We start from the raw sequence: 14,379 nt of genomic DNA on the forward strand, positions 1-14,379 counted from the left end.
GGCGGTGCCCGACCGGTGCGCGGTCAGCCGGCCCGGTAGACCAGGGCCGTCGCGAGTCCCGCCAGCCCCTCGGCGCGGCCCGTGAAGCCGAGGCCGTCCGATGTGGCGGCCGACAGCGACACGGGGGCGCCGACCGCCGCCGACAGCACCTTCTGCGCCTCGTCGCGCCGCTTGCCGATCTTCGGCCGTACGCCGATGACCTGGACCGCGACGTTCCCGATCTCGAACCCCTCGGCGCGGACGATCCGAGCCGCCTCGGCCAGCAGAGTGACGCCCGCGGCGCCCGACCACTCGGGGCGCCCCGTGCCGAAGTGCCGGCCCAGGTCACCGAGGCCGGCTGCCGAGAAGAGCGCGTTGCAGGCGGCGTGGGCGACGACATCGGCGTCGGAGTGGCCGGCGAGACCGGGGCCCTCGCCCTTCCAGAGCAGGCCCGCGCACCACAGCTCGCGACCCTCCTCGAAGGCGTGGATGTCCGTGCCGATGCCGACCTGCGGAATCACCGGTGCGTGCTCAGAACCCATCGTTCGCCCTCCTGCGTGCGAGAACCGCCTCGGCCAGCACCAGATCCAGTGGCCGGGTCACCTTGAATGCCTCTTCGTGCCCGGGTACGACCACGACGGGCGCCCCGAGCTGTTCGACCATGCCCGCGTCGTCGGTCGCGCCCTCGCCGTCGACGGCGACCGTCGCATGGGCGCGGACCAGGGTGTCCCGGTCGAAGCCCTGTGGGGTCTGTACGGCGCGCAGCCTGGCCCGTACGGGCGTACCGAGCACCGGTTCCGGCTCGCCGGGCGCGCCGGGCTCGACCTCTTTCACGGTGTCGGCGAGCGGCAGTGCGGGGACGACGGCGGGCGCCCCGTCCCGTACGGCCTCGATCACCGCGTCCACGGTGTCGACGGGCACCAGCGGGCGGGCCGCGTCGTGGACGAGGACGACGGAGATGTCCTCGGGCAGGGCGTCGAGGCCGAGCCCGACCGATTCCTGGCGGGTGTCTCCGCCCGGCACGACGACGTAGTCGGTGCGTTCGGGCAGGGCGTGTTCGTCCAGCAGGTTCTTGACCTCGGGCGCGCCGTCCGGTGGTGCGACCACGACGACCAGGGAGACGGACCGGGACGCCGCCATGGCCCGTACCGCGTGGATGAGCATGGGCGTTCCGCTCAGCGCGCGGAGCGCCTTGGGGGCGCCCGGGCCGAGCCGTACGCCGCGGCCGGCGGCGGGAATCACCGCGGCGGTGCGGTACGGACGCGATTGATCAGACATCGGTTGCACTCCGAAGCATCAGCATGTTTGTTTCCACAGCCGACATGGGTATGGCCACAAGCGAGCCGGGCGCGACGCTTGACTTGACCGGGACCCTTTCCGTGACCCCCGGTCGGGGTCGGGTCAGCCGCATCGGGCCGCTCGGGGTTGGCTGTGCAAGATCGCGAGCAAGATATCGAAAGTATCGATGAGGTGGTCCGGAGTGATTCCGGACATGCCGCAGCGCCCGACGACACACCGTGAATACGGCTGGCCAGCGGGCACCGCGGCACATTTATTTATGACCGGTGCGATCCGGGTCAGGACGCGAGGACCTCGTCGAGCAGAGCCTCGGCCTTGTCTTCGTTCGTGTTCTCCGCGAGAGCGAGTTCACTCACCAGGATCTGCCGCGCCTTGGCGAGCATGCGCTTCTCACCTGCGGAGAGTCCACGCTCGCGCTCACGACGCCACAGGTCACGAACTACTTCGGCGACCTTGATGACATCGCCGGAGGCGAGCTTCTCGAGATTTGCCTTGTAGCGCCGGGACCAGTTCGTCGGCTCTTCGGCGTACGGCGCACGCAGCACCTCGAAGACCCGGTCCAGCCCCTCCTGCCCGACTACGTCGCGCACACCCACGAACTCCGCATTGTCCGCCGGCACACGAACCGTCAAGTCGCCCTGGGCGACCTTGAGCACCAAGTAGGTCTTGTCCACGCCTTTGATCTGGCGAGTTTCGATAGCCTCGATCAGCGCGGCCCCGTGATGGGGATAGACCACGGTGTCGCCAACCTTGAACGTCATGTGACAGGTACCCCTTCCGTGGCTATCCAGGGTAACACGAGAACGACTTCTCCTGAATGGCGTTTTCGCAGGTCAGGGCATATCTCGGGGCTTGACAACAGCAACAGGAACGTGCTGCGGAAGGCTTCTGGGAGACGGTATTCGCAGGTCGGAGCGTCTGTACGGGGCAGGTGAAACGCGCACGTTACACGCCCCCGAACCCGCCGCGAAGGGACCGAACGTCCCGGTTTGCCGGATTCCAGATGATGAACTTTCCGTACGCCGTTCGGAGATCGATCACCCGTACGGACGTAAGTACCTATGGCCAATGAAATTGATCAACGATCGGCTGCTGCGGAGATTATGTGCAAGGAATGCGCCACGGTCCGGGGAATTGATCAAGCCCGTTATGTGAACGGCGAACGGCGTGCGAATCGCGGGGCGAGGGCCGGGGGGCGAGGGCCGGGGGCGGGGGTCCGGTGAGGGCTCCGATGGTGATGACCGGGGCAGTAGGGGCGGGTCGGGTGCGGGGCGGGGACGGCGGCTCGGTAACCTAAGGCCGCTGACACACCCTTAGGGCGGCTTTACGTCGCTCGCCCCTCCCGTCCGTGAAGTCGTACGTTCAAGGAGTTGCCGCAGCCGTGAGCCGCAGCCTTCGACGCGGCGCCCTTGCCGCCGCCGCCATCGTGATCTCGATCGGTGCACTTTCCGCGTGTGCTGCCGGCAATGACGCGCAGACGCTCGAGATCAAGCCGGACAACGCTGCCACCACCCTCGGTGACATCAGGATCCAGAACGCGAACGTCATCACCCAGCCGGAGCGCGACGCCGAGGGTCCGGCCGTCGTCACGGCGACGCTGTTCAACAACGGCACCAAGCGCCAGACACTCGACGCCATCACCCTGCCGGGCTCCGACGTCTCGGTGCAGCTGCACGCCGCCGAGGGCTCGGGACCGGTCGTCGTCCCGGCCGGCGGCAGGGTCGTCCTGGGCGGCGAGGGCAATGCGTCCGCCGTGATCGAGAACGGCCGCGAGGCCGCGCAGACCGGCAACGTGCAGGCGGTCGTCTTCAAGTTCAGCGAGACCGGTGACGTCCCGCTCGGCGCATTCGTCGTCCCGGCCACCAGTTTCTTCAAGGACTTCGGCCCGAGCTCGCTGCCGGCGGCACCGGCAGAGACGCCGTCCGCCTCGCCGTCCGAGTCCGCGACCCCGGGCGCGCCGTCCGAGGAGGCGGGCGCCGCGGGCAGCGAGAACGCCCCGGCCGATGAGACGGGCGCCGCGGGCAGCGAGGACACCCCGACCGACGCGGCTTCGGCGTCGACGGACACGTCGACCGACTACTGACGTGACGCATGACGCAGGCGCCCCCCGGGCGGGGGGCGCCTGCGTCATCTGTGCCTGGCGGCCGGTTTACGGCTCGAACTTGTAGCCCAGGCCGCGCACCGTGACCAGGAAGCGCGGCGCTCCCGGGTCCGGCTCGATCTTGGCGCGCAGACGCTTGACGTGGACATCGAGGGTCTTGGTGTCACCCACGTAGTCCGCGCCCCAGACGCGGTCGATCAACTGCATCCGGGTGAGCACCCGGCCCGCGTTGCGCAGCAGCATCTCCAGCAGGTCGAACTCCTTGAGCGGGAGATCGACCTTGCCGCCGGAGACCGTGACGACGTGACGGTCCACGTCCATCCGGACCGGGCCCGCCTCCAGGGCGGCCGGCGTGACCTCCTCCGGCTCGCCGCGGCGGCGCAGCACCGCGCGGATGCGGGCGACGAGCTCCCGCGAGGAGAACGGCTTGGTCACATAGTCGTCGGCTCCTATTTCCAGGCCGACGACCTTGTCGATCTCGCTGTCCTTGGCCGTGACCATGATCACGGGGACGTTGGACCTGCTGCGCAGCTGGCGGCAGACCTCGGTGCCGGGCAGGCCCGGCAGCATCAGGTCGAGGAGGACGAGGTCGGCGCCGTTGCGCTCGAACTCGTCGAGCCCGTCGGGGCCGGTGGCCGCGATGGCGACCTCGAAGCCTTCCTTGCGAAGCATGTAGGACAGAGCGTCGCTGAAGGATTCCTCATCCTCGACGACAAGCACTCGGGTCACGGAAGGACCTCCGGGGCAGGGAATGTTTCAAGGGTGTCGGGTTGGGCGGTCAGGTAGGTCCCGTCGTCACCGTTGACGATGAGCGGTCCGCCGGATGTGCGGTCTCGGTCCCGTACGGAACCCGCTTCGGGCAGCCGCAGGGTGAAGGTGGAGCCCTGGCCCTCCGAGCTCCATACGGTGACCTCCCCGCCGTGCGAGGCGGCCACGTGCTTGACGATGGCGAGGCCGAGACCGGTGCCACCGGTGGCCCGTGAGCGGGCCGGGTCGACGCGGTAGAAGCGCTCGAAGACCCGCTCTCGGTCCTTCTCCGAGATGCCGATGCCCTGGTCGGTCACGGCTATCTCGATCTGGTCCCCGCCCGGTACGGCCAGGCGCCTCGCGGCGATGCCGACGCGGGTGCGGGCGGGGCTGTAGTTGACGGCGTTCTCGACGAGATTGCCGAGTGCCGCGGCGAGCTGGCCGCGGTTGCCCCAGATGCGGAGCTCCGCGATGCCGCCGGCAGCCATGGTGATCTGCTTCGTTCCGGCCTGCTGGCGGCAACGGTCGATGGCCTCCGCGACCAGTTCGTCCACCCGGACCGGCTCGGCGTCCTCCAGCGGGTCGTCGTTCTGCACCCGGGAGAGGTCGATCAGTTCCTGTACGAGGTTGGTCAGCCGGGTCGCCTCGATCTGCATCCGGCCTGCGAACCGCTCCACCGCCTCCGGGTCGTCGGAGGCGTCCATGACGGCCTCGGAGAGCAGCGAGAGCGCACCGACCGGGGTCTTGAGCTCATGGCTGACGTTGGCGACGAAGTCGCGCCGTACCGCTTCGATACGGCGGGCCTCGGTGAGGTCCTCGACCAGCAGGAGCACCAGCCGGGAGCCCAGGGGGGCGACCCGGGCGGAGACCGCGAGGGCCTCGCCCCGGCCGGTACCGCGCCGCGGGAGGTCCAGTTCGACCTGCCTTATCTCGCCGTCCCGGCGGGTGTCCCTGGCCATGTTCAGCATCGGTTCGACGGCCAGCCGGCCGCCCCTGACCAGTCCCAGCGCATACGCGGCGGAGCTGGCCTTGACGACGCTGTCGCTCTCGTCGAGCACGACCGCGGAGGAGGAGAGCACGGACAGGACCGTGTCGACCCCGGGGGGCAGTGCCCCGTTGCTGTCGGGCCGCAGAGAGGTGCGCGTCGGTTTCTTCTGGTCGCGCTCGCTCCAGCGGAACGCCAGCATGGCGATCACACCGGTGCACAACCCGGCGATCGCTGCAGCTGCGGCGACCGCCGCGTTCACGTCCATACCTAAAGGTTAAGCGGGTGCGAGCCCACTCTCCCAGCCGCCCAGGTGCCTACTCGAACACTCGTCGCCCAGAATTCACTGAGGGGCAAGGGCTGGTTCACTTGGTCGGCCGGGTCCGGACGCGTACGCCCCACAGGGTGAGAGCGTGGGGTTCAGACCTGGCCCCGGCCTTAGTGAGGACTGGAGAGGGACTTCCATGCGCGACGCTTACCACGAGGAACTCGACTCGATCGGCGAAGGCCTCGTCGAAATGGCCCGGCTCGTCGGGTCGGCGATCGGGCGGGCGACGACGTCCATGCTCGACGCCGATCTCAAGCTCGCGGAGAGCGTGATCGCCGCGGACCAGAAGGTCGACGACCTCCAGCACGACCTGGAGGCGCGGGCGATCGCCCTGCTCGCGCGCCAGCAGCCCGTCGCGACCGACCTGCGGATCGTGGTCACCTCGCTGCGGATGAGCGCCGACCTGGAGCGCTCGGGCGACCTCGCCCAGCACGTCGCCAAGCTGACCCGGCTGCGCTTCCCGGACTCGGCGGTGCCGAACGACCTGCACGCCACCATCCTGGAGATGGGACAGCTGGCGCAGCGGCTGATGGCCAAGGCCGCCGAGGTGATCATTACGAAGGATGTCGACCTGGCGCTCCAGCTGGAGCAGGACGACGACGAGATGGACCTGCTGCACCGCACACTGTTCCAGCACCTGATGGACGACCGCTGGAAGCACGGCATCGAGACGGCCGTCGATGTGACGCTGCTCGGCCGCTACTACGAGCGCTTCGCCGACCACGCCGTGTCGGTCGCCAAGCGGGTCGTCTACCTCGTGACGGGCGAGCACGCCGATGACCTGCAGGCGCCGACCTCGGTGGAGGGCGCGTAGCGGAGACCGGGCGGCGCCCTCTGCACTCGTGCGCCGTCGGTGCGCCGTTCATGTGCGGGTCCGATTGGGCATGCAATGGGGTGGGGCGGCACGCCGACGTCGTACGCCCCGGTCGTACGGCATTGTCGGGCGTACGGCCTTGTCGTACGCCTGGATGCATGTCCTTGAGGAGGAACGATGGCCGACTCCCCCACGACCGAGCCACAGCAGGAGACACCCGCTGAAGTGGTTCATCTGACGGTGCTCGGTGCCTGTGGCTGCGGCTCGGGCTGCGGGTGCGGCTGCCAGTCGGGCGCCCCGTGCCAGTGCGGCGGCTGACTGCGGCTGACCGGACGGCACCGGACCGGCGCCCCCTGCGGGGAGCCGGTCCGGTGCCGTTTGAGGCAGTGCCGTTTCAGGCGGTGACGGGCTCCGGGGCGCGCGGCGGGTACGGGCCACCCCGCGGTGGTGGGCGGGAAGGATGCGCTGTCGAGGCCGCGGAAGCCGTGCCCGACGCCGTACGCGACCTCCTCTGCACGGGCCCGCTGGTCGAACCGTTCGGCGGCGCGGGCCTGTCCCGGCTCGTCGGCCTGGCGGTGACGACGCCGGTGTACTACCTCTGGGCCCGCAACCGCGGCGAGACGGCACCGGCCCCGAACAGCGCGCACCACACGAACCGGCGACCACCGCGTAACAGACACGTGGGGGGGGCGGGCGCGCCTGCGCCCGCCCACGCCGGTCAGACCGCCCGCTCCACCACGCCCTGCGGCGCACCCGAGGCGGCATCCGGCTCGGCCTCCGCGGCCGTCACCGCCACCACCCCGGTCGCCTTCTCCTCCGCCGGAAGTCCGCGCATGAGCACCGCGTACCCGAGCGCCGCGACCGTCCCCAGCACCCCGCACATCCCCCACAGCCACTTCGCCCCGTAGTGGTCGATCACCAGACCGGACATCAGCGGAGCAACCAGCGCGGCCGCCGACCACGACAGCGTGTACATGCCCTGGTAGCGGCCCCGGCCGTGGGCCGGGGAGAGGCTGACGACCAGGTTGCTCTGGACCGGTGCGTTGATGATCTCGCCGATCGTCCAGACACAGATCGTCAGCGCGTACACGGCGACCGACCCGGCGAACACGGTCAGCCCGAATCCGTACCCCGCCAGCAGCGACGACACGATCAGCAGCCGGCGCGGGTCGCGGTGCTGGATGAAGCGGGTGACCGGGATCTGGAGCGCCACGATCATCACGCCGTTGACGGCGATCGCGGTGCCGAAGTCGGAGCTGGAGAGCCCGTCCGTACCCATCGCGACCGGCAGCCCCACGTACCCCTGCTGGAAAATCAGCGCCACCACGAACGACAGCCCGACGACGCTCATGAACCGGCCGTCGCGCAGCACGGTGGAGAGCCGGACATCGGGCTCGTCCGGCAACGCGCCGCTGACCACCGCGGACGCCTTCTGCGGCCGGGACTCCGGCACCTTCAGGAAGACGACGACCGCGCAGAACAGCGTCATCGCGGCCTCGACCAGGAACCCGGCGAGATAGCTGTACTCGGCGATGAACCCGGCACCGGCGGAGGAGACCGCGAAGCCGAGGTTGACCGCCCAGTAGTTCAAGGAGAACGCCCGCACCCGGTCCTCGGGGCGGACGATGTCGGCCATCATCGCCTGCACGGCGGGCCGCGACGCGTTGCTGGTCATACCGACGACAAAGGCGACGGCGGCGATCGCGACCGGATGGACCATGAATCCGAGCACGGCCACCGACACCGCGGTCGAGCTCTGCGCGATCAGCATGGTGGGCCGGCGCCCGAGCCGGTCGGTCATCACCCCCGCACCGAGCGAGGAGACGACCCCGCCCAACCCGTGCAGCGCGGCTACCAGACCGACGTACGAGGCGGAGTAGCCGCGGTCCAGGGTCAGGTAGAGCGCCATGAACGTGGCGACGAACGCCCCGAGCCGGTTGACCAGGGTGCTGGTCCACAGCCACCAGAACTCTCTGGGGAGACCGGAGACAGTCTCGTGTGCGGCCCGTCTGAGACCGGCGACAGACATACGGGTTCCCCCAGGGCGTACGGAACGGATGCGGCCGGTAAGTGGCCCGATAGCAGTCCGAACATTACGAAGTGGGGGTTCTCGACCGCCAGTCGATTGACGCGGGCCGTCAATCGTCCCCGGCCGCCCCCTCGCGGTGTCCGCCCTGTGACCGGGGGCGCGAAGGCCGAGAGGGTTCGATTACGCTCGGAGCCATGGCCGACGCACCGTACAAGCTGATCCTCCTCCGCCACGGCGAGAGCGAATGGAACGCGAAGAACCTGTTCACCGGTTGGGTGGACGTCAACCTCACCGAGAAGGGCGAGAAGGAGGCAGTCCGCGGCGGTGAGCTGCTCAAGGACGCCGGTCTGCTCCCCGATGTCCTGCACACCTCTCTCCAGAAGCGCGCCATCCGCACCGCCCAGCTCGCGCTGGAGGCCGCGGACCGCCACTGGATCCCGGTCCACCGCTCCTGGCGGCTGAACGAGCGCCACTACGGCGCCCTCCAGGGCAAGGACAAGGCGCAGACGCTCGCCGAGTTCGGCCAGGAGCAGTTCATGCTCTGGCGCCGCTCGTACGACACCCCGCCGCCGGCCCTCGAGGACGGCACCGAGTTCTCGCAGAGCGACGACCCGCGTTACGCCACGATCCCGAGCGAGCTGCGCCCGCGGACCGAGTGCCTCAAGGACGTCGTCGAGCGCATGCTGCCGTACTGGTACGACGACATCGTCCCGGACCTGCTGACCGGCCGCACGGTCCTGGTCGCCGCCCACGGCAACAGCCTCCGCGGCCTGGTCAAGCACCTCGACGGCATCTCCGACGCCGACATCACGGGCCTGAACATCCCGACCGGCATCCCGCTCGCCTACGAGTTGGACGCAGACTTCCGCCCCCTGAAGCCGGGCGGCACGTACCTCGACCCGGACGCGGCGGCGGCCGCCATCGAGGCCGTGAAGAACCAGGGCAAGAAGTAGCACCCACGCACGATCAAGCCCCCTGCCTGCGGGTTCTCCGCCGGCAGGGGGCTTGTCGCTGCCCGTGGGCCGTCCGTCGCCGGTGCGCTCCGCCCCGCTCGGCACCGCCGTCCGCGCGGTAGGCTCACCGCCCGTCCAGGCAGGCCACAAGGCCGCAAGGGAGGAGGAGCCGTGCAGCTCACCGTGGACTGGTGGGATCTGTGGACGCCCGTTTCGATGATGGCCCTCAGTGTCATCCTCAGCCTGGGCACTCGTCGATGGCGGCAGAGGCGGCAGGCCGCGGTGAGTTGGCGCTCACGGACTCACTGGGAATGGCTGCCGTTCATGTTCGGGCTGGTCGTAGTGGTCGCAGAGCTCTCGCGCCTCCTTGACGTACCCGACCCCGGGATCGCGATCTCTGACGTCGTTGCTCATGTGCTTGCCCTCACCACGGTCTTCGTGGTCGTCCGGGCGGTGTTCATCCTTTTCATGCGCGGCACCCGGCTCCTGTTCCGGCGCAGAGGAACGGGCACCACTACCTGACAGCAACCGCAGTCATCGAAAGCACAGATGAAGCCGGGCTTCGCAGAGCCGATCAAGAGGACGTGCTCACGGGTGCCGGACGTGACGTTTCTTGATCGGCGCGCGCTTTGAAGGCGTCCGCCGCTGATGACCGTGCTCCTACCGGGCGGTGACGCGCGCCATCCGACAACCACGTCCGACCGCATGCGTTCCGCCGTACGCGGCCTGCCCGAGTCGGCGGACCCGGCTCCCGGATCCGCTCCAACTCCCCTGCACCCATGGTGGAAATGGCGATGATGCCGCACCGCACCCGCCGACGTACTCTGTGGCGCACGTCGGGAGACCGGGAGAACCATCGTGGGCGAGCCTCTGAAGACCTTTGTCGGCGGCACCGAAGTCGACGTGCCTAACAGCATCCCGGATATCCGCGCCACGCTCCCCGAGGACAGACGGGCGGAGTTCGACCACGCCATCAACGAGGCCGGGGTGCACGAGATCCAGGCGGTCATGCGGCACTGGATGCTGGAGGCCGTGCCCGACCCCGAGGCCGAACGGATCCTGGACCGGCTGGCGCGGGACGAGGCCGAGAGGCGGAGCGTCTCTTGAGTTTCCGCATCTCCTACGCCCCGCCCGCCGACGACACCCTGGCCAAGATGCGGGACGACGGTACGTTCCGGCACGAGATGGCGCGGACCTTGGGCCACGACCCGTACGGGCACGGGTCGTCGGCCGTCAAGAGCGAGCACGACCGGCGCGAGGCGACGGTCCTCGGGGCCATCGTGCTCTATTACGTCTCCGGATCCGTCCTCACCGTCACTGTGGTGAGGCTCGTCCCGCTGCCCTGAGGCCCTTTGCCCCGAGGCCCGTTGCCCCGGCGGGCCCCGCTGCTCAGACCAGCTTCGCGAGCTGTGCGTCGACCACCGCGGTCGGCAGCCCGAAGTCCTTGCCCGTGCCGGACGCCGCCAGGTTGAGCGAGGTGAACGAGGCGATCGTGGCGCCCTGGCGCACGACCACGAGCTTGAACGGGGCCTTCTCGCCGCCCTGTTCCACCGTCACCGTCCAGGCTGCGGCCTCCTCGCCGCCCGTGATCTTCTCCTCCTCGATCTTGACGACCTTCTGCTTGTCGCCGGCCACCGTGAGGCCGAAGCCGCCGGAACAGGCGGTGGCTGCGGTGCGCAGGCCGTCGATCGTGTCCTGGGCGCCCTTGCCGTCGTACGAGGAGAGGGACGTCATCGTCGTCGTGATATCGAAGGCCGCGATGAACGCCTCCTCCGCATCCGCGCTGTCCTGCTTCTCCTTCTGGTCCTTCTTGGGCTCGCTGACGACCTTGCGCTGGTTGGCCGCCGCGGGCTTGCCGACCTGAGCGCCCAGCAGTGCGTCGGCGAAGGTGTCGCAGGCCTTGTTGTCCACGGTGACGGCGGAGGGAGCGAGGACGTCGTCCTTACCCGCCTTGCTGACCTTGTGTCCCTTGACGTCGCCCTGGACCAGCGCCGCCTTGTCCAGCTCGGCGGCGGTCAGCGCCTTGGCCGCTGCCGGCGTGGCCGCAGGGCTCTCCTTGCCCTTGCCGTCCGCGCCCCCACTGCCGGAATCCGAGCTTCCGCAGGCGGTGGCGGCCAGGGCGAGGGAGGCCGCACAGGCGGCAACGGCGGCGCGGCGTATGGCAGTAGGTCTCATGGCCCAACTCTATGAGTCAGCAGTGGTTTGACGATCAACCAATTCGGGCAAAGAACTTGATCGTGATTGCGTTGTGATCACCCCGTGAAGACGCCGGGCCGGTGCCGGTGCAGGACAGCCCGCTCCACAACTGACGCAAAGGGGCACGTACATGCAGAGCCGAGCAACCGTCTCCAGTGTCTTCGATGACATCGGACTCGGGTCGGAACGCATCGCGGCGTGCAGCCCGCTCACCGGCGGCACGTACAACACCGTCACCCGCGTCACGCTCACCGACGGGCGGGACTGGGTGGTGAAAATCCCGCCGCCGCCCACCGTCGCCGGGATGAGGTACGAGCGCGACCTCCTGGTCAACGAAGTCGCCTTCTACTCGGCGGCGGTATCGGCAGGGGACGTCGCGGTCCCCGTCGTCGTGCACAGCCGGCTCGATCCCGGCTCCGCGACCGGACCGTACCTGATCATGTCGGCCTGCCCCGGTAAGTCCTGGTACGGAATCAGCCCGGCCCTGACGGACCGTGAGGAGCGGCGGCTCCGGCATGAGCTGGGGCAGCTCGTCGGGCGGCTGCACTCCGTCACCGGGCGCGGCGGGTTCGGTTATCCAGGGCAGGCACTGGGCCCGCCGGCCCCGACCTGGCGGCACGCGTTCACCGCGATGACGGACGCCGTGCTCGCCGACGCGGACACGTACTGCGCCTGGCTGCCGCGCCCGACGGACCGGATCCGTGCACTGCTCGCCGCCGCGGCGCCCGTCCTCGACGACGTCACCCGGCCCGCCCTCGTCCACTTCGACCTGTGGCAGGGCAATCTGCTCGTCGACGGGGAGCCGGGGGCCCGGACCATCGGCGGGATCATCGACGGGGAGCGGATGTTCTGGGGCGACCCGGCCGCCGACTTCGTCTCGCTCGCCCTGCTCGGGGATGTGGAGAAGGACGAGGATCTCCTCGCCGGGCATGCGTCGACGGCGGGCGAGGTCGTGGTCTTCGACTCGTCCCTGCGGCTGCGGCTCGCTCTCTACCGCTGCTACCTCTACCTGATCATGCTCGTGGAGACCGTCCCCCGCCGCTCCCCCGCCGCAATGCGGGAGTGGGTGTGGCACGAGGTGGGGCCGCAGCTCGAATCGGCGCTGGTGGACGTCGAGTCGGCGCTGCGGACCCGGGAGTGACCGCAGCGCCGACGCCCGTCAGCGCACCAGTGCGCGCTGTGCGTCGTGCAGGTTCGGCGGCCACACCGCTTCCGGTGTGCCGTACGCCTCCAGCCGCGTGTGCAGATCGCCGGTGAAGTCCGGGACGTCGATCTGGTCGAACTCCGTCACCTCGCTGACGCCGACCGTCGCGCTGTACGGGGCGAGCCCGTCGATCCGCATCAAGCCGGCCCGCCCGTTGGTGACCCGGATGTTCCAGTGCGTGAAGCGGGCGCCGAAGAGCGGTCCCGCGCTCGCGTCGCCGCCGTGCCGGCCGTTGTTGTTCACCGTGATGTCGGTGCGGACGTTGGCGAACGGCATCCCGCGGTGCGAGTCGAACGTCCCCATCTCCATCTCACCGCGCGACCAGACGTTGTAGCTGGACAGCCCCTCGACATTGATGCCGTGCAGTTGCGTCCCTGCGGGCGCCGGGACGGTGCGCTGGGCGATGGTGAAGTCCTCGATCAGGTTGTCGTGCGAGCCCTCACGGCAGTAGTACGGGTGGTGGGAGCCGCGGCCCTCGACCCGGGTACGGCGCAGGGTGCAGGCGGACGCGCCGATCAGCCCGAAGCCGTTGTCGACGTGGCGGACGGTGATGTCGTCCGCCCAGCAGTCGTACGCGCACTGGAACGCGACCCCGTTGTACCCCTTGTCGAGCAGATGCAGCGGCTGCGGGGTCTCGACCGCCTCGAGGGTGAGGCCCTCGACGCCCGAGCCGGTCAGCGGAGTGGCGAGCGTGGTCAGGCGCGGGTCCCACTCGGGGCGGACATCCAGCGGAAGCGGGCGCTCCAGGGTGACCTCGTGCCCGTGTACGGCGGTGATGCGGACCGGCCACTCGTAGGGAACGTACGAGGTCAGCTTGGTCTTGTCGTCCCAGTAGTACGCCTCCGGGCCGGGGCCGCCTCCCGCCATGTGCTCCAGGAGGGTGTGGCCGGTGTCGTCGGCGAGGCGGAGCAGGACGAGTTGACCGCGCCTCAGCTGCTTCGTCGACCCGACGGTGACCGACCGGTCGCCGCGGCGGGCGGGTGCGACCGTCGTCAGGGTCTGCCACTCGTCGCGCTTGTTGCCGGTCCAGCCCTCGAAGGGCCAGGCCTTCGCCTTGATCGCGTCGGTGAGCGAGGTCCAACGGTCCTCGGGGCAGAGCCAGATCAGGCCGCCGGCCCAGGACCAGCTGGACTTGTCGCCGCCGTAGCGGCTGCCGTACACGCCGACCAGCTCGGTGAGGTTCTTGGTCGCGTACAGCTTCGTACGTCCGCTGCCCGCACCGCGCACCACCACATTGCTGTGGCCGATCCGGATGATGTCGTCGATGCGGTATGTGCCTGCGGGGATGAGCACCGTGCCACCGCCACGCTCTCCGGCAGCGGCGATGGCACGGTTGATCGCGGGGGCGGCGTCGGCGGAACCGTCGGGTTCGGCGCCGTAGTGCAGGACGTTGGCGACGATCTTGCGGTGTCGGGGGAGGTCGGAGCCGCCCCGGTAGCCGGCCCGGCCGATGAACGGGATCTGGGCGTGCGTGAAGGGGGCGGCGGCGAACTCGCGCCAGATCGCGGTGGCGCCGCCCGAAGTGTGACCGCCCTGCGTGGCCGCCCGGGCGGTGTCCGCGCCGATCACGCCGGTCGCCGCGGCTGCGGCCACGGCCACCGCGCTGCCGAGCAGTCCACGTCTGCTGATGTTCCCCACAGAAGCCATCGAACTGACCCGCCTTTCATGCATGTGAACGACGTTCATACTTGCGTCTGCGGTGAGCATGCCACGGCCCGACAGCACAGCGAAAGAGTCGTGCGTC

General features: G+C 69.6%; 15 protein-coding genes. 7 read left to right on the forward strand and 8 right to left on the reverse strand.

Going from position 1 to position 14,379, the window contains the following annotated elements; all coding sequences use genetic code 11:
- Positions 1 to 23 precede the first annotated feature (23 nt).
- The 3 genes from ispF to ABZV38_RS00135 form a co-directional block, all read right to left on the reverse strand.
- A complete protein-coding gene (ispF, locus tag ABZV38_RS00125) occupies positions 24 to 521 on the reverse strand; it encodes a 2-C-methyl-D-erythritol 2,4-cyclodiphosphate synthase (protein ID WP_356322862.1) in 498 nt (165 codons plus the stop codon).
- Positions 511 to 1,257 (reverse strand): 2-C-methyl-D-erythritol 4-phosphate cytidylyltransferase, encoded by a 747-nt coding sequence (gene ispD, locus ABZV38_RS00130; RefSeq protein WP_356322864.1) that lies wholly within the window; start codon positions 1,255 to 1,257, stop codon positions 511 to 513. The genes ispF and ispD overlap by 11 nt, the downstream gene beginning before the upstream one ends.
- A 299-nt stretch (positions 1,258 to 1,556) precedes the next feature.
- Positions 1,557 to 2,039 (reverse strand): CarD family transcriptional regulator, encoded by a 483-nt coding sequence (locus tag ABZV38_RS00135; protein ID WP_006380568.1) that lies wholly within the window; start codon positions 2,037 to 2,039, stop codon positions 1,557 to 1,559.
- Positions 2,040 to 2,659: 620 nt separating this feature from the next.
- On the opposite strand from ABZV38_RS00135, the gene ABZV38_RS00140 reads away from it, so the two are divergent.
- Positions 2,660 to 3,361 carry a DUF461 domain-containing protein gene (locus ABZV38_RS00140; RefSeq protein ID WP_356322866.1) on the forward strand — a complete coding sequence of 234 codons (702 nt, stop codon included), beginning with the start codon at positions 2,660 to 2,662 and terminating at the stop codon, positions 3,359 to 3,361.
- Between the two features lie 66 nt (positions 3,362 to 3,427).
- On the opposite strand, the gene ABZV38_RS00145 is transcribed toward ABZV38_RS00140, so the two are convergent.
- Together ABZV38_RS00145 and ABZV38_RS00150 are read right to left on the reverse strand one after the other, a co-directional pair.
- Positions 3,428 to 4,108, reverse strand: a complete 681-nt coding sequence (locus ABZV38_RS00145; RefSeq protein ID WP_030977814.1) for a response regulator transcription factor — start codon at positions 4,106 to 4,108, stop codon at positions 3,428 to 3,430.
- Positions 4,105 to 5,379, reverse strand: a complete 1,275-nt coding sequence (locus ABZV38_RS00150; RefSeq protein WP_356322868.1) for an ATP-binding protein — start codon at positions 5,377 to 5,379, stop codon at positions 4,105 to 4,107. Before ABZV38_RS00150 ends, ABZV38_RS00145 begins: the two co-directional genes overlap by 4 nt.
- Before the next feature lie 196 nt (positions 5,380 to 5,575).
- Between ABZV38_RS00150 and phoU the strand changes: the two genes are divergently transcribed.
- Positions 5,576 to 6,253, forward strand: a complete 678-nt coding sequence (gene phoU / locus ABZV38_RS00155) for a phosphate signaling complex protein PhoU (RefSeq protein WP_356322870.1) — start codon at positions 5,576 to 5,578, stop codon at positions 6,251 to 6,253.
- A gap of 718 nt (positions 6,254 to 6,971) precedes the next feature.
- On the opposite strand, the gene ABZV38_RS00160 is transcribed toward phoU, so the two are convergent.
- The gene (locus tag ABZV38_RS00160; RefSeq protein ID WP_356322873.1) at positions 6,972 to 8,282 is read right to left on the reverse strand and encodes an MFS transporter; all 1,311 of its coding nucleotides are present in this window, start codon (positions 8,280 to 8,282) and stop codon (positions 6,972 to 6,974) included.
- Between the two features lie 194 nt (positions 8,283 to 8,476).
- On the opposite strand from ABZV38_RS00160, the gene ABZV38_RS00165 reads away from it, so the two are divergent.
- From ABZV38_RS00165 to ABZV38_RS00180, 4 genes are all read left to right on the forward strand, one after another.
- Positions 8,477 to 9,235: a phosphoglyceromutase gene (locus ABZV38_RS00165; protein WP_326605025.1), complete on the forward strand. Its 759-nt coding sequence runs from the start codon at positions 8,477 to 8,479 to the stop codon at positions 9,233 to 9,235.
- Positions 9,236 to 9,406: 171 nt separating this feature from the next.
- Positions 9,407 to 9,757 (forward strand): hypothetical protein, encoded by a 351-nt coding sequence (locus ABZV38_RS00170; RefSeq protein ID WP_356322875.1) that lies wholly within the window; start codon positions 9,407 to 9,409, stop codon positions 9,755 to 9,757.
- A gap of 336 nt (positions 9,758 to 10,093) precedes the next feature.
- Positions 10,094 to 10,342: a hypothetical protein gene (locus ABZV38_RS00175; protein WP_356322877.1), complete on the forward strand. Its 249-nt coding sequence runs from the start codon at positions 10,094 to 10,096 to the stop codon at positions 10,340 to 10,342.
- Positions 10,339 to 10,581, forward strand: a complete 243-nt coding sequence (locus ABZV38_RS00180; RefSeq protein ID WP_356322879.1) for a hypothetical protein — start codon at positions 10,339 to 10,341, stop codon at positions 10,579 to 10,581. Before ABZV38_RS00175 ends, ABZV38_RS00180 begins: the two co-directional genes overlap by 4 nt.
- A gap of 43 nt (positions 10,582 to 10,624) precedes the next feature.
- Here the strand turns inward: ABZV38_RS00180 and ABZV38_RS00185 are convergent, their stop codons facing one another.
- Entirely contained in the window at positions 10,625 to 11,410 is a 786-nt protein-coding gene (locus ABZV38_RS00185; protein WP_356322881.1) for a hypothetical protein, read from the reverse strand.
- Between the two features lie 151 nt (positions 11,411 to 11,561).
- Here ABZV38_RS00185 and ABZV38_RS00190 point away from each other — a divergent pair, with 151 nt between their 5' ends.
- Positions 11,562 to 12,572, forward strand: coding sequence for an aminoglycoside phosphotransferase family protein (locus ABZV38_RS00190; RefSeq protein ID WP_356322883.1), 1,011 nt, complete (start codon positions 11,562 to 11,564; stop codon positions 12,570 to 12,572).
- Between the two features lie 18 nt (positions 12,573 to 12,590).
- Here the strand turns inward: ABZV38_RS00190 and ABZV38_RS00195 are convergent, their stop codons facing one another.
- Positions 12,591 to 14,282 (reverse strand): glycosyl hydrolase family 28-related protein, encoded by a 1,692-nt coding sequence (locus ABZV38_RS00195; RefSeq protein ID WP_356322885.1) that lies wholly within the window; start codon positions 14,280 to 14,282, stop codon positions 12,591 to 12,593.
- Positions 14,283 to 14,379: the final 97 nt, after the last annotated feature.

Origin of the sequence: Streptomyces sp. NPDC005181, from assembly GCF_040608395.1 — a bacterium.
GTDB lineage: Bacteria > Actinomycetota > Actinomycetes > Streptomycetales > Streptomycetaceae > Streptomyces.

What these genes read in the sequence shown, in the direction of transcription:
- ispF (WP_356322862.1), bottom strand. Translation starts at nt 521, where the DNA reads ATGGGTTCTGAGCACGCACCGGTGATTCCGCAGGTCGGCATCGGCACG.
- ispD (WP_356322864.1), bottom strand. Translation starts at nt 1,257, where the DNA reads ATGTCTGATCAATCGCGTCCGTACCGCACCGCCGCGGTGATTCCCGCC.
- ABZV38_RS00135 (WP_006380568.1), bottom strand. Translation starts at nt 2,039, where the DNA reads ATGACGTTCAAGGTTGGCGACACCGTGGTCTATCCCCATCACGGGGCC.
- ABZV38_RS00150 (WP_356322868.1), bottom strand. Translation starts at nt 5,379, where the DNA reads ATGGACGTGAACGCGGCGGTCGCCGCAGCTGCAGCGATCGCCGGGTTG.
- phoU (WP_356322870.1), top strand. Translation starts at nt 5,576, where the DNA reads ATGCGCGACGCTTACCACGAGGAACTCGACTCGATCGGCGAAGGCCTC.
- ABZV38_RS00160 (WP_356322873.1), bottom strand. Translation starts at nt 8,282, where the DNA reads ATGTCTGTCGCCGGTCTCAGACGGGCCGCACACGAGACTGTCTCCGGT.
- ABZV38_RS00165 (WP_326605025.1), top strand. Translation starts at nt 8,477, where the DNA reads ATGGCCGACGCACCGTACAAGCTGATCCTCCTCCGCCACGGCGAGAGC.
- ABZV38_RS00185 (WP_356322881.1), bottom strand. Translation starts at nt 11,410, where the DNA reads ATGAGACCTACTGCCATACGCCGCGCCGCCGTTGCCGCCTGTGCGGCC.
- ABZV38_RS00190 (WP_356322883.1), top strand. Translation starts at nt 11,562, where the DNA reads ATGCAGAGCCGAGCAACCGTCTCCAGTGTCTTCGATGACATCGGACTC.
- ABZV38_RS00195 (WP_356322885.1), bottom strand. Translation starts at nt 14,282, where the DNA reads ATGGCTTCTGTGGGGAACATCAGCAGACGTGGACTGCTCGGCAGCGCG.